The following is a 20,874-nucleotide window of genomic DNA, read 5'->3' as shown; positions in this document are numbered from 1 at the left end:
GACGCAACCCGCGCCGCCGGACCCATGACGTTCAGACCCAGGACATTCCATGAATATCTCGAAACGGGAACAGCGCGTCTTGCACGTGCTGGCGCAGGGCGGTTGCATCCGCCATCTGCGCGAAGACGACCAGCGCCGGATCAGCGAGGTGATCTGTGTCACCCGCGACGGCGCGGTGCTGAGTGATTGCGACCTGCCCCTGTTCCGCCGCCTGCGCCAGCGCGGGCTGATCGGATCACAGGGCGGCGCGCCTTACCGCATCTCGCTGAAGGGGCGACGCGCGGTCAGGGCGCAGCCTGACAACCGTTAGGTGGAAGACCGAGGCTGCACGGCGCCCATGCCGTGCAGCACCTCGGGCGGGATCGCATAAAGCCGGATCACCGCCGGCCAGTCGCGCAAGCCTGCCGCCTCGCGCTGGACCATGAACTCCCACGCCCGCCGCCGGGCCATGGCAAGCCGCGCCGCGCGGTTCGTCTCATCCGCCGTTGCAAGGTCCGCCAGCGCCGCTTCCAGCCGCTTGCCGCCGGTGCCAAGCGCCGAGGCGCGCTCGGCCTGCAGCTGCGCCTCCAGAATGTCGCTGCCGCTCTGCTTCAGCGCGCTGGCCCATTCGATCTGCGGCAGGAATCTGGACATGGCGCCCCCGATGCGTATCGACCCAAGTCTAGCCGGGCGCGAGCGGACCGCAACCCGGCTCCGCCCCCTCACCTGCCCCCTCACCCATTGCCTCCCTCGAATCAGTGCCGGCAAAAACGGCAAAGCCGCTCTCGGCATACCGTTGCATGCCAAACGCGAATTCCCCTGCGGATTTGTGATCACGACCTTTCGCCCCGTGATCACAACCTTGTCTTTCCGCCCGAATTCCTGCGTTTGCGGGCGGAAAACGGTTCATCGCCCCGCCGCTCTATGCCAGAACCGCCCGAAATCTGCTGAACCGATCAAGGGGGTCGCGATGAACATCCACGAATATCAGGCCAAGGCGCTGCTGCGTCAATTTGGGGCGCCCGTCAGTGATGGCCGCATCGTCACGCAGGCCGATCAGGCCAAATCCGCCGCCGGCGAGCTGGATGGTCCCCTCTGGGTGGTCAAGGCCCAGATCCATGCCGGCGGTCGCGGCAAGGGCCAGTTCAAGGAAAAGGAAGCCGGTGAAAAAGGCGGCGTCCGTCTGGCGAAATCGGTGAGCGAGGCCGAGGAGCTGACCCGCCAGATGCTGGGCCGCACGCTGGTTACCCACCAGACCGGCCCGGTCGGCAAGCAGGTGAACCGCATCTATATCGAAGACGGCTCGGACATCTCCCGCGAGCTGTATCTGGCCCTGCTGGTTGACCGTGGCACCAGCCGCGTCAGCTTCGTCGCCTCGACCGAGGGCGGCATGGACATCGAGGAAGTCGCCGCCAAGACCCCGGAAAAGATCGTCAGCTTCAGCGTCGACCCGGCCTCGGGCCTGTCGGATTTCCACGGCCGCCGCGTCGCCTTCGCCCTCGGGCTGGAAGGCGCGCAGGTCAAGCAATGCGTGGCCCTGATCAAGACGCTCTACCGCATGTTCATCGAGAAGGACATGGAGATGCTGGAGATCAACCCGCTGATCGTCACCGAGAAGGGCGATCTGAAATGCCTCGACGCCAAGATGGGCTTTGACAACAACGCCCTCTACCGCCAGCCCGACATCATGGCGCTGCGCGACGAGACCGAGGAAGACCCGAAGGAACTGGCCGCCTCGAAGTTCGACCTGAACTACATCGCGCTGGATGGCGAGATCGGCTGCATGGTGAACGGCGCCGGCCTGGCGATGGCCACGATGGACATCATCAAGCTTTACGGTGCCGAGCCGGCCAACTTCCTCGACGTGGGCGGCGGTGCGACCAAGGAGAAGGTGACCGAAGCCTTCAAGATCATCACCTCGGACCCGAACGTCAAAGGCATCCTCGTGAACATCTTCGGCGGCATCATGCGCTGCGACATCATCGCCGAGGGCATCGTCGCCGCGGTGAAAGAGGTCGGGCTGGCGGTTCCGCTGGTCGTGCGCCTGGAAGGCACCAATGTCGAACTGGGCAAGGAAATCATCCGCAACTCGGGTCTGAACGTGATCGCCGCCGACGATCTGAAGGACGGCGCCGAGAAGATCGTCAAAGCGGTGAAAGGGTAAGAAAAATGGCCATTCTCGTCGACAAGAACACCAAAGTCATCACCCAGGGCATCACCGGCTCGCAGGGGACCTTCCACACCGAGCAGGCGATCGCCTATGGCACGCAGATGGTCGGCGGCGTGACCCCCGGCAAGGGCGGGTCCGAGCATCTGGGCCTGCCGGTCTTCAACTCGGTCCATGAGGCCGTGGCGAAAACCGGCGCCAATGCCACCGCGATCTACGTGCCGCCTCCCTTTGCTGCGGATTCGATCCTCGAGGCCATCGATGCCGAGATCCCGCTGATCGTCGCCATCACCGAGGGCATCCCGGTTCTGGACATGATGCGGGTCAAGCGCGCGCTGGAAGGCTCGTCCTCGAAGCTGATCGGGCCGAACTGCCCGGGCATCATGACGCCGGACGAGTGCAAGATCGGCATCATGCCGGGCACCATCTTCAAGCGCGGTTCGGTCGGCGTCGTGTCGCGTTCGGGCACACTGACCTATGAGGCGGTGAAGCAGACGACCGATGTGGGCCTTGGCCAGTCCTCGGCCGTGGGCATCGGCGGCGACCCGATCAAGGGCATGGAGCATATCGACGTGCTGCGCCTGTTCCTCGACGATGACGAAACCACCTCGATCATCATGATCGGCGAGATCGGCGGTTCGGCCGAGGAAGAAGCCGCCGAGTTCCTGGCCGAGCAGAAGCGCAAGGGCAAGTGGAAGCCCACCGCCGGCTTCATCGCCGGCCGCACCGCCCCTCCGGGCCGGCGCATGGGCCATGCCGGCGCCATCGTCTCGGGTGGCAAGGGCGACGCGGAATCCAAGATCGAGGCCATGAAAAAGGCCGGCATCATCGTCGCCGACAGCCCCGCGGGCTTGGGCGAAGCGGTGCTGAAGGCGATCAAGGGCTGATCCGTCATGAGGTTTCGTCGGCACGGCAGCAGATCGAACCAGGCACGCCGTTTGGCCGCATGGATGATCGGCGGCCTCGTCCTGGGTGTCCCCATGCTGGCCCAAACCAGCCAGGCTGAAACCGTCGGGCTCATGGAGGCCGTCACCGGCGAACCCATGGGCCCGATGCCGATCATCGGTCGCATTGGCCGGCCTTCGAGCGGCATCTCGGTCGGCTATGACAACACCATGATGACGGAAGCCGACGCCGAAGCCTATGCGATCGAGGACTGTGCGGATTACGACAAGGCTCCGGCCAAGCTGAGACACCAGCCAGCGCAACCGGATGCCCCTCACTTGTCCTTCGTCAAGTATACCTGCGAATAGCGAGGTTCAGCCATGATCGACCAATCTTCCGCCGCCGCCTCGACCGCCGACAGCCCTGCGGGCCTCGGCGAAGCGGTGCTGCCGGCGATCAAGGGTTGATGATTTGAAACCCTGCGCCCCCCGGCTTAGTTGGGATGGGGGGCGCAGTTAAGGAATGTTGGGTGCTACGGTGATGATGCAGGATCGGGCCGAACCGCGACAAGCGGCAGAGCGCAGGAACGGGATGCGGGGCCTTGCCCTGCCCGCCGCCGCTCTTGCCCTGCTGGCGCTGTCCGCCTGCGGACGTGCGCCGACCGAGGACATCCTGCGCGGCGGTGTGCCGGCGATGACCAACCTGCACCAGGCCAGCAACCTGCCACCCGAATCCGTCCGCACCGTGGCGCGGCGCGATTACGGCTGGCGGCTGATCTATCACCCGGCGCGCGCGCCCGTGAATGCCGAACAGGGCGCCGCCCGGGCGCTCTGCGGGCTGGAAAGTCGCCGCGCCGCCCGCATCGACCATATCCCGCGCATCGATCCGCTGGCCGATCCCGGTGCGCGGATCATCGACATCTACTGTGCATGAGCAAGACACCGTCCAACATGGGGGCTAGCATGAAACCGAACCTGATCGTCCGTCCTACCCGGGGGCGCATGGCGCTGACGCTTCTGGCGGCGCTGGCCCTGTCGGCCTGTGCCGTGGCCCCGATGGCGACCAATGCGCCGGTCGCGCCGGTCACCTCGGCGCCGCCGCCCGCCAGCCCCTATCGCACCCTGCCCGCCCCGGCGCCCACACGGCCCGCCGCCCCGGTTGCGCCCGTCGCCCCGGCGACGCCGCCTGCCCCCACCTATTCCGGCGGCTTCGATGCCCGCACCGGGCTGCGCCAGTCGGCGGTCGTCGGCGTCAGCGGCGATGCCAGCTCGGGCTATACCATGATGTACCGCCCGGCGCGGACCGAACCGGCCACCGTCGATGCCGCCGCCGGCAAGCTCTGCGGTGACGCGGGCGTGGCCAGCAGCCGCAGCAACTCCGCCGGCTCGGGCAGCGCCATGCCCGGCGTGCAGATCATGATCGTCAAATGCAACGCCGCCTGACCGCGACGTCTTCACCCCTTCCATCCATTGCGTCAGGGACGCGCTGAACATGACCGACCAACCCAAGAACGCCGATTTCCACGACTCTTCCTTCCTGCAGGGGCATAACGCCGCCTATATCGAGCAGCTTTACGGTCAATGGGCGAGGAACCCGCAGGCCGTGGATGCGGCCTGGGGCGAGTTCTTCCGCGGTCTCGGCGATGCCGGGACCGACGTGACCCGCGAGGCCTCGGGCGCCAGCTGGAAGCGCGCCGACTGGCCGCCCGCGCCCTCGGATGAACGCACTTCGGCGCTGACCGGGGAATGGCCGCAATCCACGAAGGCCGAAGCCGACGCGGCGATGAAGAAGATCGCCGCCAAGGCCGAGGAAAAGGGCGTCACGCTCAGCGATGCGCAGATGCGTCAGGCCACGCTGGACAGCATCCGCGCGCTGATGCTGATCCGCGCCTACCGGATCCGGGGTCACCTGCACGCCTATCTCGACCCGCTGGGGATGCGCACCTATCCCGATCATGGCGAGCTGAAGCCCGAGACCTATGGTTTCGGTCCGAACGACCTGGACCGGCCGATCTTCATCGACAACGTTCTGGGGCTGGAAGTGGCCTCGATCCGCCAGATCAGCGAGCTGATGTGGCGCACCTATTGCGGCACCTTCGCACTGCAATACATGCATATCTCGGACCCCGAGGAAGCCGCGTGGCTGAAAGAGCGGATCGAGGGCTACGGCAAGGAGATCCAGTTCACCCAGGAGGGCCGCCGCGCCATCCTGAACAGCCTGGTCGAGGCCGAGGGCTTCGAGAAGTTCCTGCATGTGAAATACATGGGCACCAAGCGCTTCGGCCTTGATGGCGGCGAGGCGCTGATCCCGGCGATGGAACAGATCATCAAGCGCGGCGGCCAGCTGGGCGTGAAAGAGATCGTCATCGGCATGCCCCACCGGGGCCGCTTGTCGGTGCTCGCCAACGTGATGGAAAAGCCCTATCGCGCCATCTTCCACGAGTTCCAGGGCGGCAGCTACAAGCCCGAGGACGTGGACGGTTCGGGCGACGTGAAATATCACCTCGGCGCCAGTTCCGACCGCGAGTTCGACGGCAACAATGTCCACCTGTCGCTGACCGCGAACCCCTCGCACCTCGAGGCGGTGAACCCGGTGGTGCTGGGCAAGGTCCGCGCCAAGCAGGACCAGTATAACGATCGCAATGCGCGGACCGCCGTTCTGCCGATCCTGCTGCATGGCGACGCGGCCTTTGCCGGACAGGGCATCGTGGCGGAATGTCTGCAGCTGTCGGGCATTCGCGGCCACCGCACCGGCGGCACCATCCATATCATCGTGAACAACCAGATCGGCTTCACCACGGCGCCGCATTTCAGCCGCACCTCGCCCTATCCGACCGATATCGCGCTGATGGTCGAGGCGCCGATCTTCCACGTCAATGGCGATGACCCCGAGGCCGTGGTCCATGCCGCCCGCGTCGCGACCGAGTTCCGCCAGCGCTTCCACAAGGACGTGGTTCTGGACATCTTCTGCTATCGCCGCTTCGGTCACAACGAAGGCGACGAGCCGATGTTCACCAACCCGATGATGTACAAGCAGATCAAGGGCCACAAGACGACCCTGCAGCTTTACACCGAACGGCTGGTCAAGGACGGTCTCATCCCCGAGGGCGAGATCGAGGACATGAAGGCCGCCTTCCAGTCGCACCTGAACGAAGAGTTCGACATCGGCAAGAACTACAAGCCGAACAAGGCCGACTGGCTGGACGGCAAGTGGTCGGGCTTCGAGCGCGAGGGCGCCGAATATTCCTCGGGCGAGACCGGCATCTCCCCGCAGGTGATGACCGAGGTCGGCCATGCGCTGACCACCGCGCCCGAGGGCTTTGACCTGCACAAGACCGTGGCCCGGCAGATCGAGGCCAAGAAGCAGATGTTCGAAACCGGGACCGGCTTTGACTGGGCAACCGGCGAGGCGCTGGCCTTCGGCAGCCTCTTGGTCGAGGGCCACCCGGTCCGCTTGGCCGGGCAGGACAGCACGCGCGGCACCTTCAGCCACCGCCATTCGGCCTTCATCAACCAGAGCGACGAAGACCGTTACTACCCGCTGAACCACATCGAGAAGGATCAGGCGCATTACGAGGTCATCGACTCGATGCTCTCGGAATACGCGGTACTGGGCTTCGAATACGGCTATTCGCTGGCCGAACCGAATGCGCTGACGCTGTGGGAAGCGCAGTTCGGCGACTTCGCCAATGGCGCGCAGATCATGTTCGACCAGTTCATCTCGTCGGGCGAGAAGAAATGGCTGCGCATGTCGGGCCTGGTGATGCTGCTGCCGCATGGCTTCGAGGGCCAGGGGCCGGAACATTCCAGCGCCCGTCTGGAACGCTTCCTGCAGATGTGCGCCGAGGATAACTGGATCGTCGCCAACTGCACCACGCCGGCGAACTATTTCCACATCCTGCGCCGGCAGATCCATCGCGGCTTCCGCAAGCCCTTGGTGCTGATGACGCCGAAATCGCTGCTGCGCCACCCGATGGCCGTCAGCAAGGCCGAGGATTTCCAGACCGGATCGACCTTCCACCGGGTGCTGTGGGACGATGCCGAGCGCGGCAATTCCACCACCACGCTGGTCCCGGATGACGAGATCAAGCGCGTCGTGGTCTGCTCGGGCAAGGTCTATTACGACCTGCTGAAAGCCCGCGACGAGGCCGGTATCACCGACATCTACCTGCTGCGGCTGGAACAGTTCTACCCGTTCCCGGCGCAGGCGATGCAGAAGGAACTGTCGCGCTTCAAGCAGGCCGAGATCGTCTGGTGCCAGGAAGAGCCGAAGAACCAGGGTGCCTGGAGCTTCGTCGAGCCGAACCTCGAATGGGTGCTGGACCGGATCGGCGCCAAGCATGGCCGCCCGCGCTATGTCGGTCGCAATGCCGCGGCGTCCGTCGCCACCGGCCTCGCCTCGCGCCACAAGGCCGAGCAGGAGGCGCTGGTGAACGACGCGCTGTCGATCAACGACATCGTGGCCAACGAAGGATGAGCTGATGACAACCGAAGTCCGCGTTCCGACACTGGGAGAATCCGTCACCGAGGCCACGGTCGCCACCTGGTTCAAGAAACCCGGCGACCGGGTCGAGGTCGACGAGATGCTGTGCGAGCTGGAAACCGACAAGGTGACGGTCGAGGTGCCAAGCCCCGCCGCCGGCATCCTGGCCGAGATCATCGCCGAGGAAGGCGCGACGGTCGAACCGAACGCGCTTCTGGCGCAGATCACCGAGGCGGGCGCTGCATCCAGCCCCGCCCCGGCGAAACCCGCCGCCCCCGAGAAGGCCCCCGAACCGGCCTCGGCGAAGGCCCCCGAAAAGCCCGCAGACAAGCCCAAGGAGGGGCAGACGAACATGAGCGGTAAAAATGTTGACGTGATGGTGCCCTCGCTTGGCGAAAGCGTGACCGAGGCGACCGTCGCCACCTGGTTCAAGAAGGTCGGCGATGCCGTGGCCGTGGACGAGATGCTGTGCGAGCTTGAGACCGACAAGGTCTCGGTCGAGGTTCCCAGCCCCGCCGCCGGCGTGCTGGCCGAGATCCTGGCCGAGGAAGGCGCGACCGTCGATGCCAAGGCCCGTCTGGCGATCATCAGCGAAGGCGCCAGCGCCGGTGGCGCAGCGCCCGCCGCCGGCAAGGAGCCGGAAGCCGAAGGTGACAAGGACAGCGACACCGCATCCGATGTCGGCTCGCCCGGTGCCGGTCCGGAAGAGACCAAGCCCCGCGAAGGCGCCGGCCGCACGGATGTCGAGGATGCGCCCTCGGCCAAGAAGGCCATGGCCGAAGCCGGCGTCAGCCGCGATGCCGTCACCGGCACCGGCCGCGATGGCCGGGTGATGAAGGAAGACGTGGCCCGTGCGGCTGCCGCCCCGGCACCTGCTGCTTCCTCACCGGCCAAGGCCCCGGCTGCCCCGCGCTCGACCGATCAGGCTGACCGCGAGGAGCGGGTCAAGATGACCCGCCTGCGCCAGACCATCGCCCGCCGGTTGAAGGACGCCCAGAACACCGCGGCGATGCTGACGACCTATAACGAGGCCGACATGTCGGCCATCATGGCGCTGCGCAACGAGTACAAGGACGCCTTCGAGAAGAAGCACAAGGTCAAGCTCGGCTTCATGTCCTTCTTCGTGAAGGCCTGCACCCATGCGCTGTCCGAAGTGCCCGAGGTCAATGCCGAGATCGACGGCGACAGCGTGGTCTACAAGAACTACGTAAACATGGGCATCGCCGTCGGCACGCCCTCGGGTCTGGTGGTTCCGGTGGTCCGCGATGCCGACCAGAAAAGCTTTGCCGAGATCGAGAAGGAAATCGGCGAGCTGGGCATCAAGGGCCGCGACGGCAAGCTGACCATGGCCGAGATGCAGGGCGGCACCTTCACCATCTCGAATGGCGGCGTCTATGGCTCGCTGATGTCCTCGCCGATCCTGAACCCGCCGCAATCGGGCATCCTCGGCATGCACAAGATCCAGGACCGCCCGATGGCTATTGGCGGGCAGGTCGTCATCCGCCCGATGATGTACCTGGCGCTGAGCTATGACCACCGGATCGTCGACGGCAAAGGCGCCGTGACCTTCCTCGTCCGCGTGAAAGAAGCGCTGGAAGATCCGCGCCGGCTGCTGATGGACCTGTAAGCATCGGACAAGGGCGGCGACATCGCCGCCCTTTCTCTCTCGGACGAGCCAGACCATGACCCCGCGCCTCGCCTTCATCACATCGCTGCTCATGTCGCTGATCATGGCGGTGGGTCTGGTGCCGCTGCTTGGCCTCTTCGGCGTAGAACGGCTGCAACCCGGCGCCGGTCAGACCTTCTGGTTCCTCGTCACCGTCATCGCTCTCGGTACCTTCTGCGCGATGCTTGGCGAGATCGGGCCGACCCCACGCTGCCGATGGTGTGACCGCATCGTCCGCGTCCTCCGCTATGTCTGGATCGTTTGGGTCGCGCTGCTCTTTGCATCCTTCATCTACATCATGCCGACCCGGCCCGCTTCGGACCTGCCGCCATCGCAACTTGCGCTGGCGATCGCCTCCGTGGCGGATTGGCTTGCCAGCTTCCATGCGGCACTGACGCAGCACCTGGCCGATCTGCCGGCCGAATTGCTATTGCTGATCCCAGCTCTGTTCGCTGCGGCCGCCCTTCACCGCCACCGCGCCAGCAGGGGCGCACCCGCATGACCCGCCACTGGATCAGCGTTGTTTCCCGCGAACATGTCCTGATCGGCGTGGCGGGTGGCTTTGCGATGATGAACCACGGCAAGCTCGCCCCGCTGAAGCGCCTGAACCCCGGCGACAGCCTGACCTATTATTCGCCCAAGACCGCCTGGCCGGAGGGCGAGCCGCTTAAGGCCTTTACCGCCACCGGCACGGTCGGCGCGGCCCCACCCTACGGCGCCGAGATGCCCGGCGGGTGGACCGGAAACCGCATCGATATCGACTGGATGACCGCCCGCGAAACCCCTATCGTCAACCTCACCGACCGGCTGGAATTCACCAAAGGCAATTGGGGAATGCTGGCCCGCCGGAGTTTGTTCGAAATCTCTGACGCGGATTTCCGGACCATCCGCGCCGCCATGACAGGAGACTGATCCATGCAGATGATCGCGCATTACAAGGTGACCGAGTACAGCACCTTCAAGACCGCCTTCGACAATGACGCGGAAGACCGCGACAATGCCGGGCTGTCGCTGCTGCAATTGTGGCGCGAGGATAATGGCAATGCCTGGGCGCTGTACCAGGTGAACAACGCCAAGGCTGCGCGGGATTACCTGCAGGGCGCCGCCGGCGTGTTCAATAGCCAGGCCGGGGTGACCTCGGCCGATTTCCACATGGTCGAGACCGCCTGAGATGACGCCCGAGCTGACGGTGCTGGCGCTTGCGGGTCTGCTTCAGGGCCTGCAACTGGCTGCCTTCTCGGTCGCCGCCAACCGACAGGTCGGGCCGAAGGTCACGACCGGCACCCGCGACAATGCGCCCACCCTGACCGGCACCGCCGGCCGATTGCAGCGCGTTGTGTCGAACCATTTCGAGGGGCTGATCCTCTTCACCATCGCCGTGGTGGTGGTCAGCTTCGGCCAGCAGGGATCGGGCTTCACCGCCACCTGCGCCTGGATCTATCTCGCCGCGCGCGTGCTTTACGTGCCGGCCTATGTCTTTGGCTGGGTGCCCTGGCGCTCGGCTATCTGGGGCGCGGGCTTTCTGGTCACGGTCCTGATGATCTTCGCCAGCCTGATCTAGCTCACCCTGGCCTCAATATCCTGCGGGGGTCCGGGGGCGCAAAGCCCCCGGCTCCGACACTGAAAGAAGGGACCACCAATGTATGACCTGATCGTAATCGGCGCCGGCCCGGGCGGCTATGTCTGCGCCATCCGCGCCGCGCAGCTGGGCCTGAAGGTCGCCTGCGTCGAGGGCCGCGACACGCTCGGCGGCACCTGCCTGAATGTGGGTTGCATCCCCTCGAAGGCGCTGCTTCATGCCAGCCACATGCTGCACGAGACGCATGAGAATTTCGACAAGATGGGCCTGACCGGCGCCAAGGTTAAGGTCGACTGGACCAAGATGCAGGGCTACAAGGCCGACACCGTCACCACCAACACCAAGGGCATCGAGTTCCTGTTCAAGAAGAACAAGATCGACTGGCTGAAGGGCTGGGCCACCATCGAAGCCCCGGGCAAGGTCAAGGTCGGCGATACCGTCCATGAGACCAAGAACATCGTCATCGCCTCGGGCTCGGAGCCCTCGCCGCTGAAGGGGGTCGAGGTCGACAATGCGGGCGGCGTCATCGTCGATTCCACCGGCGCGCTGACCCTGCCGAAGATCCCGAAATCGATGATCGTCATCGGTGCCGGCGTCATCGGGCTGGAGCTGGGTTCGGTCTATGCCCGCCTTGGCGCCGAGGTCACGGTGATCGAATATCTCGACGCCATCACCCCGGGCATGGATGCCGAGATCCAGAAGCAGTTCCAGAAGACGCTGACGAAGCAGGGCTTCAAGTTCATCCTTGGCGCGGCCGTCCAGGGCGCCGAGGTCAAGAAGGGCAAGGCCGTCGTCACCTATGCGCCGAAAGCCGGCGGCGACGCGCAGACCGTCGAGGCCGACGTGGTGCTGGTCGCCACCGGTCGCCGCGCCTTCACCGAGGGGCTGGGGCTGGCCAATGCCGGGGTCGCGGTCAGCGATCGCGGCGTGGTGCAGGTGGACAAGCACTGGCAGACCAATGTGCCGGGCATCTATGCCATCGGCGACGCGGTGCCCGGCCCGATGCTGGCGCACAAGGCCGAGGATGAGGGCATGGCGGTGGCCGAGGTCATCGCCGGCAAGGCGGGGCATGTGAACTATGACGTGATCCCCGGCGTCATCTATACCAGCCCCGAGGTCGCCAATGTCGGCCTGACCGAAGAGGCGGCGAAGGCCACCGGACGCAAGATCAAGGTCGGCAAGTTCCCCTTCATGGGCAATGCCCGCGCCAAGGCCATGTTCATGGGCGACGGCTTCGTGAAGATCATCGCCGATGCCGAGACCGACCGGGTCTTGGGCGCGCATATCATCGGCCCGAACGCGGGCGAGATGATTCACGAGATCTGCGTGGCGATGGAATTCGGCGCCTCGGCCGAGGATATCGCCCTGACCTGCCACGCCCATCCGACCACTTCGGAAGCCGTGCGTGAGGCCGCGCTGGCCCTCGGCGGCGGCGCGATCCACGTCTGAGACATAAGACCCGGGCCGGTGCATCTGCGCCGGCCCGATCAAGCATCGCCAGTTCAACGCGTTGCACCGTCGCCTCGGCGACCTTGGCCCTGCGCGCGGCAGAGGGTCAGCACAAGCTGCATCCCGCAGATCGGCCAGACACGCGGTTCCATCCTGCCCAAACGAAAACAGCTGGCCGCGAGGCGGCCAGCTGAGTGAGGTGTTCAACCTGTGACGGGCGGCTCAGCCGGCCTTGGCCTGCTGCGACGCTCCGCCGTTCTGGCGACGGTCCCGCAGCTCTTCCGCCACGAGGAAGGCCAGTTCCAGCGACTGGCTGGCGTTCAGGCGCGGGTCGCAGGCGGTGTGGTAGCGGTCCGACAGATCCTCGTCGGTAACCGCACGGACGCCGCCGGTGCATTCGGTCACGTCCTGGCCGGTCATCTCGAAATGCACGCCGCCGGGGACGGTGCCCTCGGCCTTGTGGATGGCGAAGAACTCGCGCACCTCGCGTAGCACCGAGTCGAAGGGCCGGGTCTTGTAGCCGGTCGCCGACTTGATGGTGTTGCCGTGCATCGGGTCACAGGACCAGACGACGTTCGCCCCCTCTTCCTGCACCGCCTTGACCAGCCGCGGCAGGTGATCGCCGACCTTACCCGCACCGAAGCGCGCGATCAGGGTCAGGCGGCCGGCCTCGTTTTCCGGGTTCAGCTTGGCCATCAGCACCTTCAGATCCTCGGCAGTAGTCGTCGGGCCGGTCTTGAGGCCGATCGGGTTCTGCACGCCACGGGCAAATTCCACATGCGCGCCGTCCGGCTGCCGCGTGCGGTCGCCGATCCAGATCATGTGGCCCGAGCCCGCGACCGGCAGGCCGGTGGTGGAATCGGTGCGCGCCAGCGCCTCTTCGTATTCCAGAAGCAGCGACTCGTGGCTGGTGTAGAAATCGACCTGGCCCAGGTCATGCGCGGTCTCGGCAGTGACGCCGGCCGCCGCCATGAAGGCCATGGCATCGCCGATGCGGTCGGCGACCTCGCGGTATTTCGCCGCTTCCGGGCCACCGACGAAATCGGCGATCCAGCTTTGCACCCGGTGCATGTCGGCATAACCGCCGGTCGAGAAGGCGCGCAGCAGGTTCAGCGAGGCAGCCGCCTGGGTATAGGCCGCCAGCATCCGCTGCGGATCGGGAATGCGGGCCTCGGGGGTGAAGTCGAAGCCGTTGATGATGTCGCCACGGTAGCTGGGCAGTTCCACCCCGCCCAGAACCTCGGTCGGGGCCGAGCGCGGCTTGGCGAATTGACCGGCCATGCGGCCGACCTTGATGACGGGCATCTGCGCGCCCCAGGTCAGCACCACGGCCATCTGCAGCATCACCTTGAAGGTGTCGCGGATATTGTCGGCGCTGAATTCGGCAAAGCTCTCGGCGCAATCGCCGCCCTGCAACAGGAAGCCCTTGCCGCGCGAGACATCGGCCAGCTGCGCCTTCAGACGGCGAACCTCGCCCGCAAAGACCAGCGGCGGGAACTTGCCCAGCTGCGCCTCGACCGCCTGCAGCGCGGCCGGATCGGTATAATCGGGCATCTGGACGCGCGGATAGGCGCGCCAGCCGGCCTTCGTCCAGCCTTGGGCGGCGGGGGCAGCGGCGGTGCGGTTGTCCTGCGTCGTCATAGCACGATCTCCTGTTCAAATGCTGGGCTGTATATATGGCCCCTGATCGCCGAGTAAAAGCCTTGCCTCTTGCGGGCGGACCGGTTCCTGACTTAGCTGGTGTTCGATAACGACCCGAAATGCCCCAATGACGACCTCAAAACCCCGGCGCTTCACCTTCCTGCTGCTCGAACGCTTTACCATGTTGCCCTTCTCGGGGGTGATCGAGGCCCTGCGGCTGGCCAACCGCGCGGCGGGGAAGACCCTTTACGAATGGCGGCTCGTCGGGCCGCAGGGCGATGTGGCGCATTGCTCGAACGGCACCGGCATGGTGCTGGATGCGGGGCTGGAGGATCTGTCGAGCTTTGGCGAACGCGCGACCCCGCGCGGCGACCAGGTGGTGATCGTCTGCGGCGGGATCGACGTGCGGAAAGAGGCGACCAAGCCGGTCCTGAACTGGCTCAGGCGGCAGGAGCGCGGCGGGGCGATCATCGGCGCGGTCTGCACCGGCGCCTGGGTGCTGGCCGAGGCGGGTCTGCTGGATGACCGCCGCGCGACGATCCATTGGGAGAACCATGACGGCTTTGCAGAGGCCTTTCCCGATGTGGACCTCTACCGCTCGGTCTTCGTCAATGACGGCAACCGCATCACCGCCGCCGGCGGCACCTCGTCGATCGACCTGATCCTGCACCTGATTTCCGAGGATCATGGCGAGGCGCTGGTGACGCAGATCGCCGACCAGATGCTGCACACGGCCATCCGTTCCGATCAGGATGACCAGCGCCTGTCGATCCCCACCCGCATCGGCGTGCGCCATCCGCGCCTGTCGGAAGTGATCGCCCGGATGGAGGCCAATCTGGAAGAGCCGATCAGCCCGGCGAAGCTGGCCGCCGATGCCGGCATGTCCACGCGCCAGCTCGAGCGGCTGTTTCGCCGTTACCTGAACCGCAGCCCCAAGCGCTATTACATGGAAACCCGCCTCGCCCGCGCCCGCAACCTCTTGATGCAGACGCAGATGTCGATGATCGAGGTGGCGCTGGCCTCGGGCTTTTCCAGCCCGTCGCATTTCTCGAAATGCTACCGCGCCCGTTACGGCAGCACCCCTTATCGCGAGCGCGGTACCGGGGGCGCGTGATCGTCCCCGTCGAAGAATTCTCACAACTTAATCCTGCATTAACCGGCTCTTAAGCATTCCTGCCTAATCCTGAAGGCGAGGCGCAAGGCCGCTGAGACGGCCGCGCCCGCAAGGCCATGCCCCGGCATGGCGCGGGAGGGAGAGCTCGGCCGATGGACTACACGATCACCGTCATCACGATGACAACACCCATTCCCGTGGGGAAGTTAGGGAATGCGGCACAAACACCCTATGGAAACCTTACACCCTATTCGGAGAGCTCGAACACCGGTCAATTGCTGAACTTTGCCGGTGCCGACATCAAGACCATGCAAGTCAGCGATGGTGACGCGCGGCTGGACGGGTATGTCGGCGCAAAATCCGCCGGTGTTCCCCCCGATCTTGATCAGGTGGTGAGCACGCCCATCACCCTGGGCCATGGCGACAGCAGCCAGAGCCTGCTGGCCGGGCAGCGGATCGGCTACGACTTCTCCGCCTACATCTACCGGGTCGATCAGGGCCAGATCATCGCTGCCTATGAGATCGCCTTTCCGCGCATTCCGGCCGCCACCGAGGGCAATGTCGGCACCATCGTCGGCAGCAAGTATTCGATGATGGTGATCCCGGTTTCCCATACATTGAAATCGGGTGCGGTGCTGGATCCGGTTCCGTTCGATCCCAGCAAGAGCTTTTACTTCGGCCGCAACGCCTTCTACAGCAAGGACCACTATGCCATCGACTACTACGTCGATTGCTTCGCCACCGGCACCCTGATCGACACCGCCTCGGGGCCGCGCCCGGTCGAAACGCTGCAGGCCGGCGACCGGGTCGAGACGCGCGATCACGGGCCGCAGCCGCTGCTCTGGGCCGGCAGCTGCCGGGTCGATGCCGCCCGGATGGACCTGCAGCCGAACCTGCGCCCGGTCCGCGTTGCCGCCGGCGCGCTAGCACCCGGATGCCCGGCCCGCGACCTGGTCCTGTCGCCACAGCACCGGGTGCTGGTCCGCTCGTCCATCGCGCTGCGCATGTTCGACACGCCCGAGGTGCTGGTCGCCGTCAAGCATCTGGTCGGCCTGCCCGGGATCGAGGTGCTGACACCACCCGAAGGCGTCGGCTATCACCACCTGCTTTTCGCCGGGCATGAGGTGGTCCGCTCGGACGGGGCATGGACCGAAAGCCTGTTCCTTGGCCCGCAGGCGATGAAGGGGCTGGACCCCTCGGCCCGGCGCGAGGTGATGGCGCTGTTCCCGGAACTGGCGGCGCAGGATGCCATGCCCCGGCCCGCGCGCCAGCTCCTGTGCGGGCGCGAGGGGCGCAAGCTGGCCGAGCGTCACGGCCGGAACCGCAAGCCGCTGGTCGAGCCGGTCAGCGAGACCGCACTGCCCCTCTTGCCGGCCTGATCCGGGCGGCATAGCGTGCCGCGCATGAGCGCATATACCATCGAACCCGCCCGCTTTCCCGAAGATGCCGAGACCGTGCGGCGCCTCTTCCGCGCCTATGCCCATTGGTTGGCGGTGGATCTGGATTTCCAGGATTTCGAGGCCGAACTGGACGCCCTGCCCGGCGCCTATGCGCCGCCCGACGGCGCGGTGCTGCTGCTGCGCAATGCAGCCGGCGAGGCGCAGGGCTGCGTTGCCCTGCGCAAGCGCGCAGACGGCGAGTGCGAGATGAAGCGGATGTATCTCGACGATGCGGCGCGCGGATCGGGCCAGGGCCGCGCCCTCGCGCTGGCGATCATCGCCACGGCCCGCGCCGCCGGCTATCGCCGCATGGTGCTGGATTCGCTCGACCGCCTCGGCTCGGCGCTCAGGCTTTACGACAGCCTCGGCTTTCGGGAAATCGCGCCCTATTACCACAACCCCCTGCCCGGTGTGGTCTATCGCGGGCTGGATCTCTAGCGGGGACCCTCCACGCAAATGAAAAGGCCCCGGCCAATGCCGGGGCCTTCACTTTGGCAAACCGCGCTCAGTTCACCGTGATCCGGCCATCCAGCACCGGCTTGAAGCCGGGGCCTTGCGCGGCGAGGTATTCGGCCAGCACATCGGCCAGGTCGGGACCGAAGTCATAGGGGTTCTGGGCCTTGGTGGCGAAGACCTCGAACCCGTCGCCGCCGCCGCGGACATAGTTGTTCGAGACCACGCCATAGACCGCCGCCGGATCGATCGGCGCCCAGGCACCTTCCTGCATCACCTGCACGTCGCTGACCCGACTGCCCGCCGCCGCCTTGCTGTCGATGGTGTATTTCAGCCCGGCCACCTGCGCAAAGCGGCCCGCGCCTTCCTCGATCTGGCTAGCGCCGTTTTCCAGCGCGGCCACCACGTCGGCGCCGGTCAGCTGGAAGGTCGCCAGCGTGTTCTGGAAGGGCAGCACCGTCAGCACCTCGCCCATCGACACCGGCCCGGCATCGATCGAGGCGCGCAGCCCCCCACCATTCGAGATGGCGATGCTGACGCCCTGGTCCTTCACCCGTGCCAACATGGCTTCCGAGACGACATTGCCCATCTCGCATTCCTTGGCGCGGCAATTGGCGCGATCGCCGTCGATCGGCGCGGCGGTCTCGGCCACCAGCTTGTTCTTCAGCTCCTCGATCGGCGCGCCCAGCTCCTTGATCCGGGCCAGCGTCGCCTCGTCAGGGGTGACCGAATTGTCCATCAGGATCGGCTCGCCCTCGACCTTGATGACCTTGCCGGCATCGTCGAAGGTCAACTTCAGGTGGCCAAGATATTTCGAATAGGCATAGGCCTGTACGACCGGAACCTCGACGCCCTCGCCGCCCATCACCATGGTCGGATAGGGGCCGACGGCGTTTTCCATCGTGCCAAGCGGGCTGTGCGAATGGCCGCCGACAATGGCGTCAAGGCCGGGCACTGCGGCGGCAAGTTCCTGATCGCGCTTGTAGCCCTCGTGGGTCAGGGCGATGATCTTCGTCACCCCCGCCTCGGTCAGTTCCTGCACGTCGCCCTTGATGCTTTCCACATCGTCCATGAAGATCACGTGGTCGCCCGGCGCGGCGATCTCGGGCGTGTCCAGCGTGGTGCCGCCGATGATGCCGATCTTCTCGCCACCGACTTCAAGGATCGCATTACCGGTCAGCTTGCCCTTCAGGTGCTCGTCCTGCGAGGCGTCGATATTGGCCGAGATGACCGGAAATTCCACCGCATCCATGAAGGCCGCCAGTACTTCGGGGCCATCGTCGAACTCGTGGTTGCCCACGGCCATCGCGTCATAGCCGAGCTTGTTCATGAACTCGGCCGTGTCCTTGCCCTTGTAGGTGGTATAGAACAGGCTTCCCTGGAACTGGTCGCCCGCATCCAGGAGGATCACCGGCTCGCCCGCTTCCTCGAACTGCTTGCGAAGCTCGGCGATCTTGGTGACAAAGCGCGCGGTGCCGCCGAAGCATTCACCCTTGCCCTCGGTCTCGGCGTCGCAGGTGCTGTCGAAGGCGTTGATCGATTCGACGCGGCTGTGGAAGTCATTGGTGTGCAGGATGTGCAGCACGGTTTCGGCCTGAGCCGTTCCCGCAGCCAGCGCCGCCGCCGAGGCAGCCAGAAGAAGCCGGTTTTTCATTATGATTCCTTTCGGTCCCTGTTGGTCTGATGGGGACAGACTGGCGCAGCGATCCGCCCCGGTCAAACGCATTGGTCTGCGGGTGGCCGCGTGCCTTGGCCCTTGACCCGAACGCGCAGCCCGCCGCATATGCCGCCATGCTGATCTACAAGATATTCCGCCCCGCCGAATGGGCCGAGCTGCAGTCAGAGGGTGCCACTCCGGGCGCCCCCGTCGACCGCGCCGATGGCTATGTGCATTTCTCGACGGCCGATCAGGTCGCGGGCACACTGGCCAAGCATTTCGCCGGTGAAGAGGGGCTGACCCTGCTGGCCTGCGAGACGGATGCGCTGGCAAATGATCTGCGGTGGGAGGCGTCGCGCGGCGGGCAGGACTTCCCGCATCTTTACCGCGCGTTGCGGATCGGGGATGTGCTCTGGTCGCGGCCGATTGAGTATGGCCCTGACGGCCACAAGCTGCCGGACCTGACATGAACATGCTGGAGAAACTGGGCGTCGCCGCGCTGCACCGGCTGGACCCCGAACAGGCGCATGACCTGTCGATCCGGGCGCTGGCCGCAGGGCTGGTGCCCCTTCCCGGCGCGCCCGTCACCTCGGACCGGCTGCGGCTCAGACTGGCGGGGCTCGATCTGCCGAACCCGGTCGGTCTAGCCGCCGGCTATGACAAGAACGCGCGCGCCGTCGCGCCGCTGATGCGGGCGGGCTTCGGCTTCATCGAGCTGGGCGCGGCCACGCCCCGGCCGCAGCCCGGCAATCCGAAACCGCGCCTCTTCCGGCTCAGCGGCGATCGCGCCATCATCAACCGCTTCGGCTTCAACAATGAAGGGGCCGAGGTCATCGCCGCGCGGCTGGCGGCGCGTCCCAAGGGCATCCCGGTCGGGCTGAACATCGGCGCCAACAAGGACAGCACCGACAAGGCCGAGGATTTCGCCCGCGTCGTCCGCCTCGCCGGCCATGCGGCGGATTTCCTGACGGTGAATGTCAGCTCGCCCAATACCGAGAAACTGCGCGACCTTCAGGGTCCGGCGGCCTTGGCGGCGCTGCTGCAGGGGGTGATGGAGGCGCGGGACGGGCTGACTGCCAAGCCGCCGGTCTTCATCAAGATCGCGCCGGATCTGGACGAGGCTGCGCTGGCGGATATTGCCGCCGTGGCGCGCGAGGCCGGGGTGGACGCAATCATCGCGACCAATACCACGCTGTCGCGCGAGGGCTTGGGCGATCCGCAAAAGGGCGAAACCGGCGGACTCTCGGGCGCGCCGCTGTTCGAACGCTCGACGCGCGTGCTCGCGCGCCTGTCGCAGGAAACGGGTGGGAAAATTCCGCTGATCGGGGTCGGAGGCATCTCGACAACGGATCAGGCCTGGGAAAAGCTGCGCGCGGGCGCGAGCGCCGTCCAGCTCTATTCCGCCCTGATCTACCAGGGCTTTTCGCTGGCGGCGCGGATCGCGCGGGAGCTGGATGAACGGCTGGCGGCACAGCGGCTGACGCTGGCCGAATTGACCGGCAGCGGCGTCAGCGACTGGCTTCGGCAGTAGCGGGCTTCAGAAGTAATCGTCGATCCCCAGAAGCTGGTTCATCGTGCGCGAGGGATCGGTGCAGCCGGCATCGCCGATGACCCGCGCCGGCACCCCGGCCACGGTCTTGCAGCGCGGCACGCTCTGCAGCACGACCGAACCGGCAGCGATGCGCGAATGGTCACCCACGGTGATATTGCCCAGCACCTTGGCCCCGGCCCCGATCAGCACGCCCTCGCCGATCTTCGGATGGCGGTCGCCATCCTCCTTGCCGGTGCCGCCAAGCGTCACCGAATGCAGCATCGAGACATCATTGCCGACCACCGCCGTCTCGCCGATCACGATGGAATGGGCATGGTCGATCATCACCCCGGTGCCGATCCGCGCACCCGGATGGATGTCCACGCCAAAGCATTCCGAGCAGCGCATCTGCACGAAATAGGCCATGTCCAGTCGGCCCTTGCGCCACAACCAATGGGCGATCCGGTACGCCTGCAGCGCCTGGAAGCCCTTGAAGAACAGGATCGGCTGGATCAGCCGGTGGGTCGCCGGATCGCGGTCATAGACCGCCAGCAGATCGCAGCGCGCCGCATCGCCAAGCGAGGCATCGTCGGCATAGGCGGCATCGGCGATCTCGCGCAGGATCTGCTCGCTCATCTCTGCCGAGGCCAGCTTCATCGAGAAGCGATAGGCCAGCGAGGCCTCGAGGCTCGGGTGATGCAAAAGCCCGGCATGGATCATCGCGCCCAGCAGCGGTTCGCCCTGCACGGCATCGCGCGCCTCGTCGCAGACCTGCGCCCAGATGGCCTCGCGTCCACGCGCCGCCGTGGTCTTGGCATTGTTCTGCATGTTC

22 protein-coding genes are annotated in these 20,874 nt (G+C 65.9%); 18 read left to right on the top strand and 4 right to left on the bottom strand.

What is annotated here, in order from left to right; genetic code table 11:
• Positions 1-49 precede the first annotated feature (49 nt).
• The gene (locus CX676_RS02470) at positions 50-310 is read left to right on the top strand and encodes a YjhX family toxin (protein WP_101751202.1); all 261 of its coding nucleotides are present in this window, start codon (positions 50-52) and stop codon (positions 308-310) included.
• On the opposite strand, the gene CX676_RS02465 is transcribed toward CX676_RS02470, so the two are convergent.
• Positions 307-633, bottom strand: coding sequence for a DUF6665 family protein (locus tag CX676_RS02465; protein ID WP_101751201.1), 327 nt, complete (start codon positions 631-633; stop codon positions 307-309). The genes CX676_RS02470 and CX676_RS02465 overlap by 4 nt on opposite strands.
• A gap of 316 nt (positions 634-949) precedes the next feature.
• Here CX676_RS02465 and sucC point away from each other — a divergent pair, with 316 nt between their 5' ends.
• The 12 genes from sucC to lpdA all read left to right on the top strand — a co-directional run bounded on the left by sucC (position 950) and on the right by lpdA (position 12,207).
• Complete coding sequence (gene sucC / locus CX676_RS02460) at positions 950-2,143, top strand: ADP-forming succinate--CoA ligase subunit beta (protein ID WP_101751200.1); 1,194 nt, start codon at positions 950-952, stop codon at positions 2,141-2,143.
• A gap of 5 nt (positions 2,144-2,148) precedes the next feature.
• Complete coding sequence (gene sucD / locus CX676_RS02455; protein WP_101751199.1) at positions 2,149-3,033, top strand: succinate--CoA ligase subunit alpha; 885 nt, start codon at positions 2,149-2,151, stop codon at positions 3,031-3,033.
• 51 nt (positions 3,034-3,084) lie between these two features.
• Complete coding sequence (locus tag CX676_RS02450; protein WP_157935826.1) at positions 3,085-3,399, top strand: hypothetical protein; 315 nt, start codon at positions 3,085-3,087, stop codon at positions 3,397-3,399.
• Positions 3,400-3,553: 154 nt separating this feature from the next.
• Positions 3,554-3,964 carry a hypothetical protein gene (locus CX676_RS02445; RefSeq protein ID WP_157935825.1) on the top strand — a complete coding sequence of 137 codons (411 nt, stop codon included), beginning with the start codon at positions 3,554-3,556 and terminating at the stop codon, positions 3,962-3,964.
• Positions 3,965-3,993: 29 nt separating this feature from the next.
• Positions 3,994-4,473, top strand: a complete 480-nt coding sequence (locus CX676_RS02440) for a hypothetical protein (RefSeq protein WP_101751196.1) — start codon at positions 3,994-3,996, stop codon at positions 4,471-4,473.
• Between the two features lie 49 nt (positions 4,474-4,522).
• Positions 4,523-7,507 (top strand): 2-oxoglutarate dehydrogenase E1 component, encoded by a 2,985-nt coding sequence (locus CX676_RS02435; protein WP_101751195.1) that lies wholly within the window; start codon positions 4,523-4,525, stop codon positions 7,505-7,507.
• A gap of 4 nt (positions 7,508-7,511) precedes the next feature.
• Positions 7,512-9,140, top strand: coding sequence for a 2-oxoglutarate dehydrogenase complex dihydrolipoyllysine-residue succinyltransferase (gene odhB, locus CX676_RS02430; RefSeq protein ID WP_101751194.1), 1,629 nt, complete (start codon positions 7,512-7,514; stop codon positions 9,138-9,140).
• A 55-nt stretch (positions 9,141-9,195) separates the two neighbouring features.
• Positions 9,196-9,681, top strand: coding sequence for a hypothetical protein (locus CX676_RS02425; protein WP_101751193.1), 486 nt, complete (start codon positions 9,196-9,198; stop codon positions 9,679-9,681).
• The gene (locus CX676_RS02420) at positions 9,678-10,091 is read left to right on the top strand and encodes an EVE domain-containing protein (RefSeq protein WP_101751192.1); all 414 of its coding nucleotides are present in this window, start codon (positions 9,678-9,680) and stop codon (positions 10,089-10,091) included. Before CX676_RS02425 ends, CX676_RS02420 begins: the two co-directional genes overlap by 4 nt.
• 3 nt (positions 10,092-10,094) lie before the next feature.
• Complete coding sequence (locus tag CX676_RS02415; protein WP_101751191.1) at positions 10,095-10,349, top strand: hypothetical protein; 255 nt, start codon at positions 10,095-10,097, stop codon at positions 10,347-10,349.
• A 1-nt stretch (position 10,350) separates the two neighbouring features.
• Positions 10,351-10,740 carry an MAPEG family protein gene (locus tag CX676_RS02410; protein ID WP_101751190.1) on the top strand — a complete coding sequence of 130 codons (390 nt, stop codon included), beginning with the start codon at positions 10,351-10,353 and terminating at the stop codon, positions 10,738-10,740.
• A gap of 78 nt (positions 10,741-10,818) precedes the next feature.
• Entirely contained in the window at positions 10,819-12,207 is a 1,389-nt protein-coding gene (gene lpdA, locus CX676_RS02405; RefSeq protein ID WP_101751189.1) for a dihydrolipoyl dehydrogenase, read from the top strand.
• Between the two features lie 222 nt (positions 12,208-12,429).
• On the opposite strand, the gene CX676_RS02400 is transcribed toward lpdA, so the two are convergent.
• Complete coding sequence (locus tag CX676_RS02400; RefSeq protein ID WP_101751188.1) at positions 12,430-13,848, bottom strand: class II 3-deoxy-7-phosphoheptulonate synthase; 1,419 nt, start codon at positions 13,846-13,848, stop codon at positions 12,430-12,432.
• Between the two features lie 127 nt (positions 13,849-13,975).
• Between CX676_RS02400 and CX676_RS02395 the strand changes: the two genes are divergently transcribed.
• The 3 genes from CX676_RS02395 (at position 13,976) to CX676_RS02385 (ending at position 16,839) form a co-directional block, all read left to right on the top strand.
• Positions 13,976-14,962 carry a GlxA family transcriptional regulator gene (locus tag CX676_RS02395; RefSeq protein WP_101751187.1) on the top strand — a complete coding sequence of 329 codons (987 nt, stop codon included), beginning with the start codon at positions 13,976-13,978 and terminating at the stop codon, positions 14,960-14,962.
• 152 nt (positions 14,963-15,114) lie between these two features.
• The gene (locus CX676_RS22885; protein ID WP_232816563.1) at positions 15,115-16,341 is read left to right on the top strand and encodes a Hint domain-containing protein; all 1,227 of its coding nucleotides are present in this window, start codon (positions 15,115-15,117) and stop codon (positions 16,339-16,341) included.
• Between the two features lie 24 nt (positions 16,342-16,365).
• A complete protein-coding gene (locus tag CX676_RS02385; RefSeq protein WP_101751186.1) occupies positions 16,366-16,839 on the top strand; it encodes a GNAT family N-acetyltransferase in 474 nt (157 codons plus the stop codon).
• Between the two features lie 67 nt (positions 16,840-16,906).
• On the opposite strand, the gene CX676_RS02380 is transcribed toward CX676_RS02385, so the two are convergent.
• Positions 16,907-18,508, bottom strand: coding sequence for a bifunctional metallophosphatase/5'-nucleotidase (locus tag CX676_RS02380; RefSeq protein WP_101751185.1), 1,602 nt, complete (start codon positions 18,506-18,508; stop codon positions 16,907-16,909).
• Between the two features lie 137 nt (positions 18,509-18,645).
• Here CX676_RS02380 and CX676_RS02375 point away from each other — a divergent pair, with 137 nt between their 5' ends.
• Both CX676_RS02375 and CX676_RS02370 read left to right on the top strand, forming a co-directional pair.
• A complete protein-coding gene (locus tag CX676_RS02375; protein ID WP_101754092.1) occupies positions 18,646-18,981 on the top strand; it encodes a DUF952 domain-containing protein in 336 nt (111 codons plus the stop codon).
• Positions 18,978-20,042, top strand: a complete 1,065-nt coding sequence (locus CX676_RS02370; RefSeq protein ID WP_101751184.1) for a quinone-dependent dihydroorotate dehydrogenase — start codon at positions 18,978-18,980, stop codon at positions 20,040-20,042. The genes CX676_RS02375 and CX676_RS02370 overlap by 4 nt, the downstream gene beginning before the upstream one ends.
• Before the next feature lie 6 nt (positions 20,043-20,048).
• On the opposite strand, the gene cysE is transcribed toward CX676_RS02370, so the two are convergent.
• Positions 20,049-20,870 carry a serine O-acetyltransferase gene (gene cysE, locus CX676_RS02365; RefSeq protein WP_408634493.1) on the bottom strand — a complete coding sequence of 274 codons (822 nt, stop codon included), beginning with the start codon at positions 20,868-20,870 and terminating at the stop codon, positions 20,049-20,051.
• Positions 20,871-20,874 lie beyond the last annotated feature (4 nt).

Origin of the sequence: Paracoccus zhejiangensis, from assembly GCF_002847445.1 — a bacterium.
GTDB lineage: Bacteria > Pseudomonadota > Alphaproteobacteria > Rhodobacterales > Rhodobacteraceae > Paracoccus > Paracoccus zhejiangensis.
Note: the sequence above shows the minus strand (reverse complement) of the source record. Positions and strands in the feature narration are given on the sequence as shown.

What these genes read in the sequence shown, in the direction of transcription:
- odhB (WP_101751194.1), top strand. Translation starts at nt 7,512, where the DNA reads ATGACAACCGAAGTCCGCGTTCCGACACTGGGAGAATCCGTCACCGAG.
- CX676_RS02375 (WP_101754092.1), top strand. Translation starts at nt 18,646, where the DNA reads ATGCTGATCTACAAGATATTCCGCCCCGCCGAATGGGCCGAGCTGCAG.
- CX676_RS02420 (WP_101751192.1), top strand. Translation starts at nt 9,678, where the DNA reads ATGACCCGCCACTGGATCAGCGTTGTTTCCCGCGAACATGTCCTGATC.
- CX676_RS02435 (WP_101751195.1), top strand. Translation starts at nt 4,523, where the DNA reads ATGACCGACCAACCCAAGAACGCCGATTTCCACGACTCTTCCTTCCTG.
- sucD (WP_101751199.1), top strand. Translation starts at nt 2,149, where the DNA reads ATGGCCATTCTCGTCGACAAGAACACCAAAGTCATCACCCAGGGCATC.
- CX676_RS02440 (WP_101751196.1), top strand. Translation starts at nt 3,994, where the DNA reads ATGAAACCGAACCTGATCGTCCGTCCTACCCGGGGGCGCATGGCGCTG.
- CX676_RS02380 (WP_101751185.1), bottom strand. Translation starts at nt 18,508, where the DNA reads ATGAAAAACCGGCTTCTTCTGGCTGCCTCGGCGGCGGCGCTGGCTGCG.
- CX676_RS22885 (WP_232816563.1), top strand. Translation starts at nt 15,115, where the DNA reads ATGGACTACACGATCACCGTCATCACGATGACAACACCCATTCCCGTG.
- CX676_RS02445 (WP_157935825.1), top strand. Translation starts at nt 3,554, where the DNA reads ATGTTGGGTGCTACGGTGATGATGCAGGATCGGGCCGAACCGCGACAA.
- CX676_RS02415 (WP_101751191.1), top strand. Translation starts at nt 10,095, where the DNA reads ATGCAGATGATCGCGCATTACAAGGTGACCGAGTACAGCACCTTCAAG.
- CX676_RS02370 (WP_101751184.1), top strand. Translation starts at nt 18,978, where the DNA reads ATGAACATGCTGGAGAAACTGGGCGTCGCCGCGCTGCACCGGCTGGAC.
- CX676_RS02470 (WP_101751202.1), top strand. Translation starts at nt 50, where the DNA reads ATGAATATCTCGAAACGGGAACAGCGCGTCTTGCACGTGCTGGCGCAG.
- CX676_RS02465 (WP_101751201.1), bottom strand. Translation starts at nt 633, where the DNA reads ATGTCCAGATTCCTGCCGCAGATCGAATGGGCCAGCGCGCTGAAGCAG.
- CX676_RS02425 (WP_101751193.1), top strand. Translation starts at nt 9,196, where the DNA reads ATGACCCCGCGCCTCGCCTTCATCACATCGCTGCTCATGTCGCTGATC.
- CX676_RS02410 (WP_101751190.1), top strand. Translation starts at nt 10,351, where the DNA reads ATGACGCCCGAGCTGACGGTGCTGGCGCTTGCGGGTCTGCTTCAGGGC.
- CX676_RS02385 (WP_101751186.1), top strand. Translation starts at nt 16,366, where the DNA reads ATGAGCGCATATACCATCGAACCCGCCCGCTTTCCCGAAGATGCCGAG.
- sucC (WP_101751200.1), top strand. Translation starts at nt 950, where the DNA reads ATGAACATCCACGAATATCAGGCCAAGGCGCTGCTGCGTCAATTTGGG.
- CX676_RS02395 (WP_101751187.1), top strand. Translation starts at nt 13,976, where the DNA reads ATGACGACCTCAAAACCCCGGCGCTTCACCTTCCTGCTGCTCGAACGC.
- cysE (WP_408634493.1), bottom strand. Translation starts at nt 20,870, where the DNA reads ATGCAGAACAATGCCAAGACCACGGCGGCGCGTGGACGCGAGGCCATC.
- lpdA (WP_101751189.1), top strand. Translation starts at nt 10,819, where the DNA reads ATGTATGACCTGATCGTAATCGGCGCCGGCCCGGGCGGCTATGTCTGC.
- CX676_RS02400 (WP_101751188.1), bottom strand. Translation starts at nt 13,848, where the DNA reads ATGACGACGCAGGACAACCGCACCGCCGCTGCCCCCGCCGCCCAAGGC.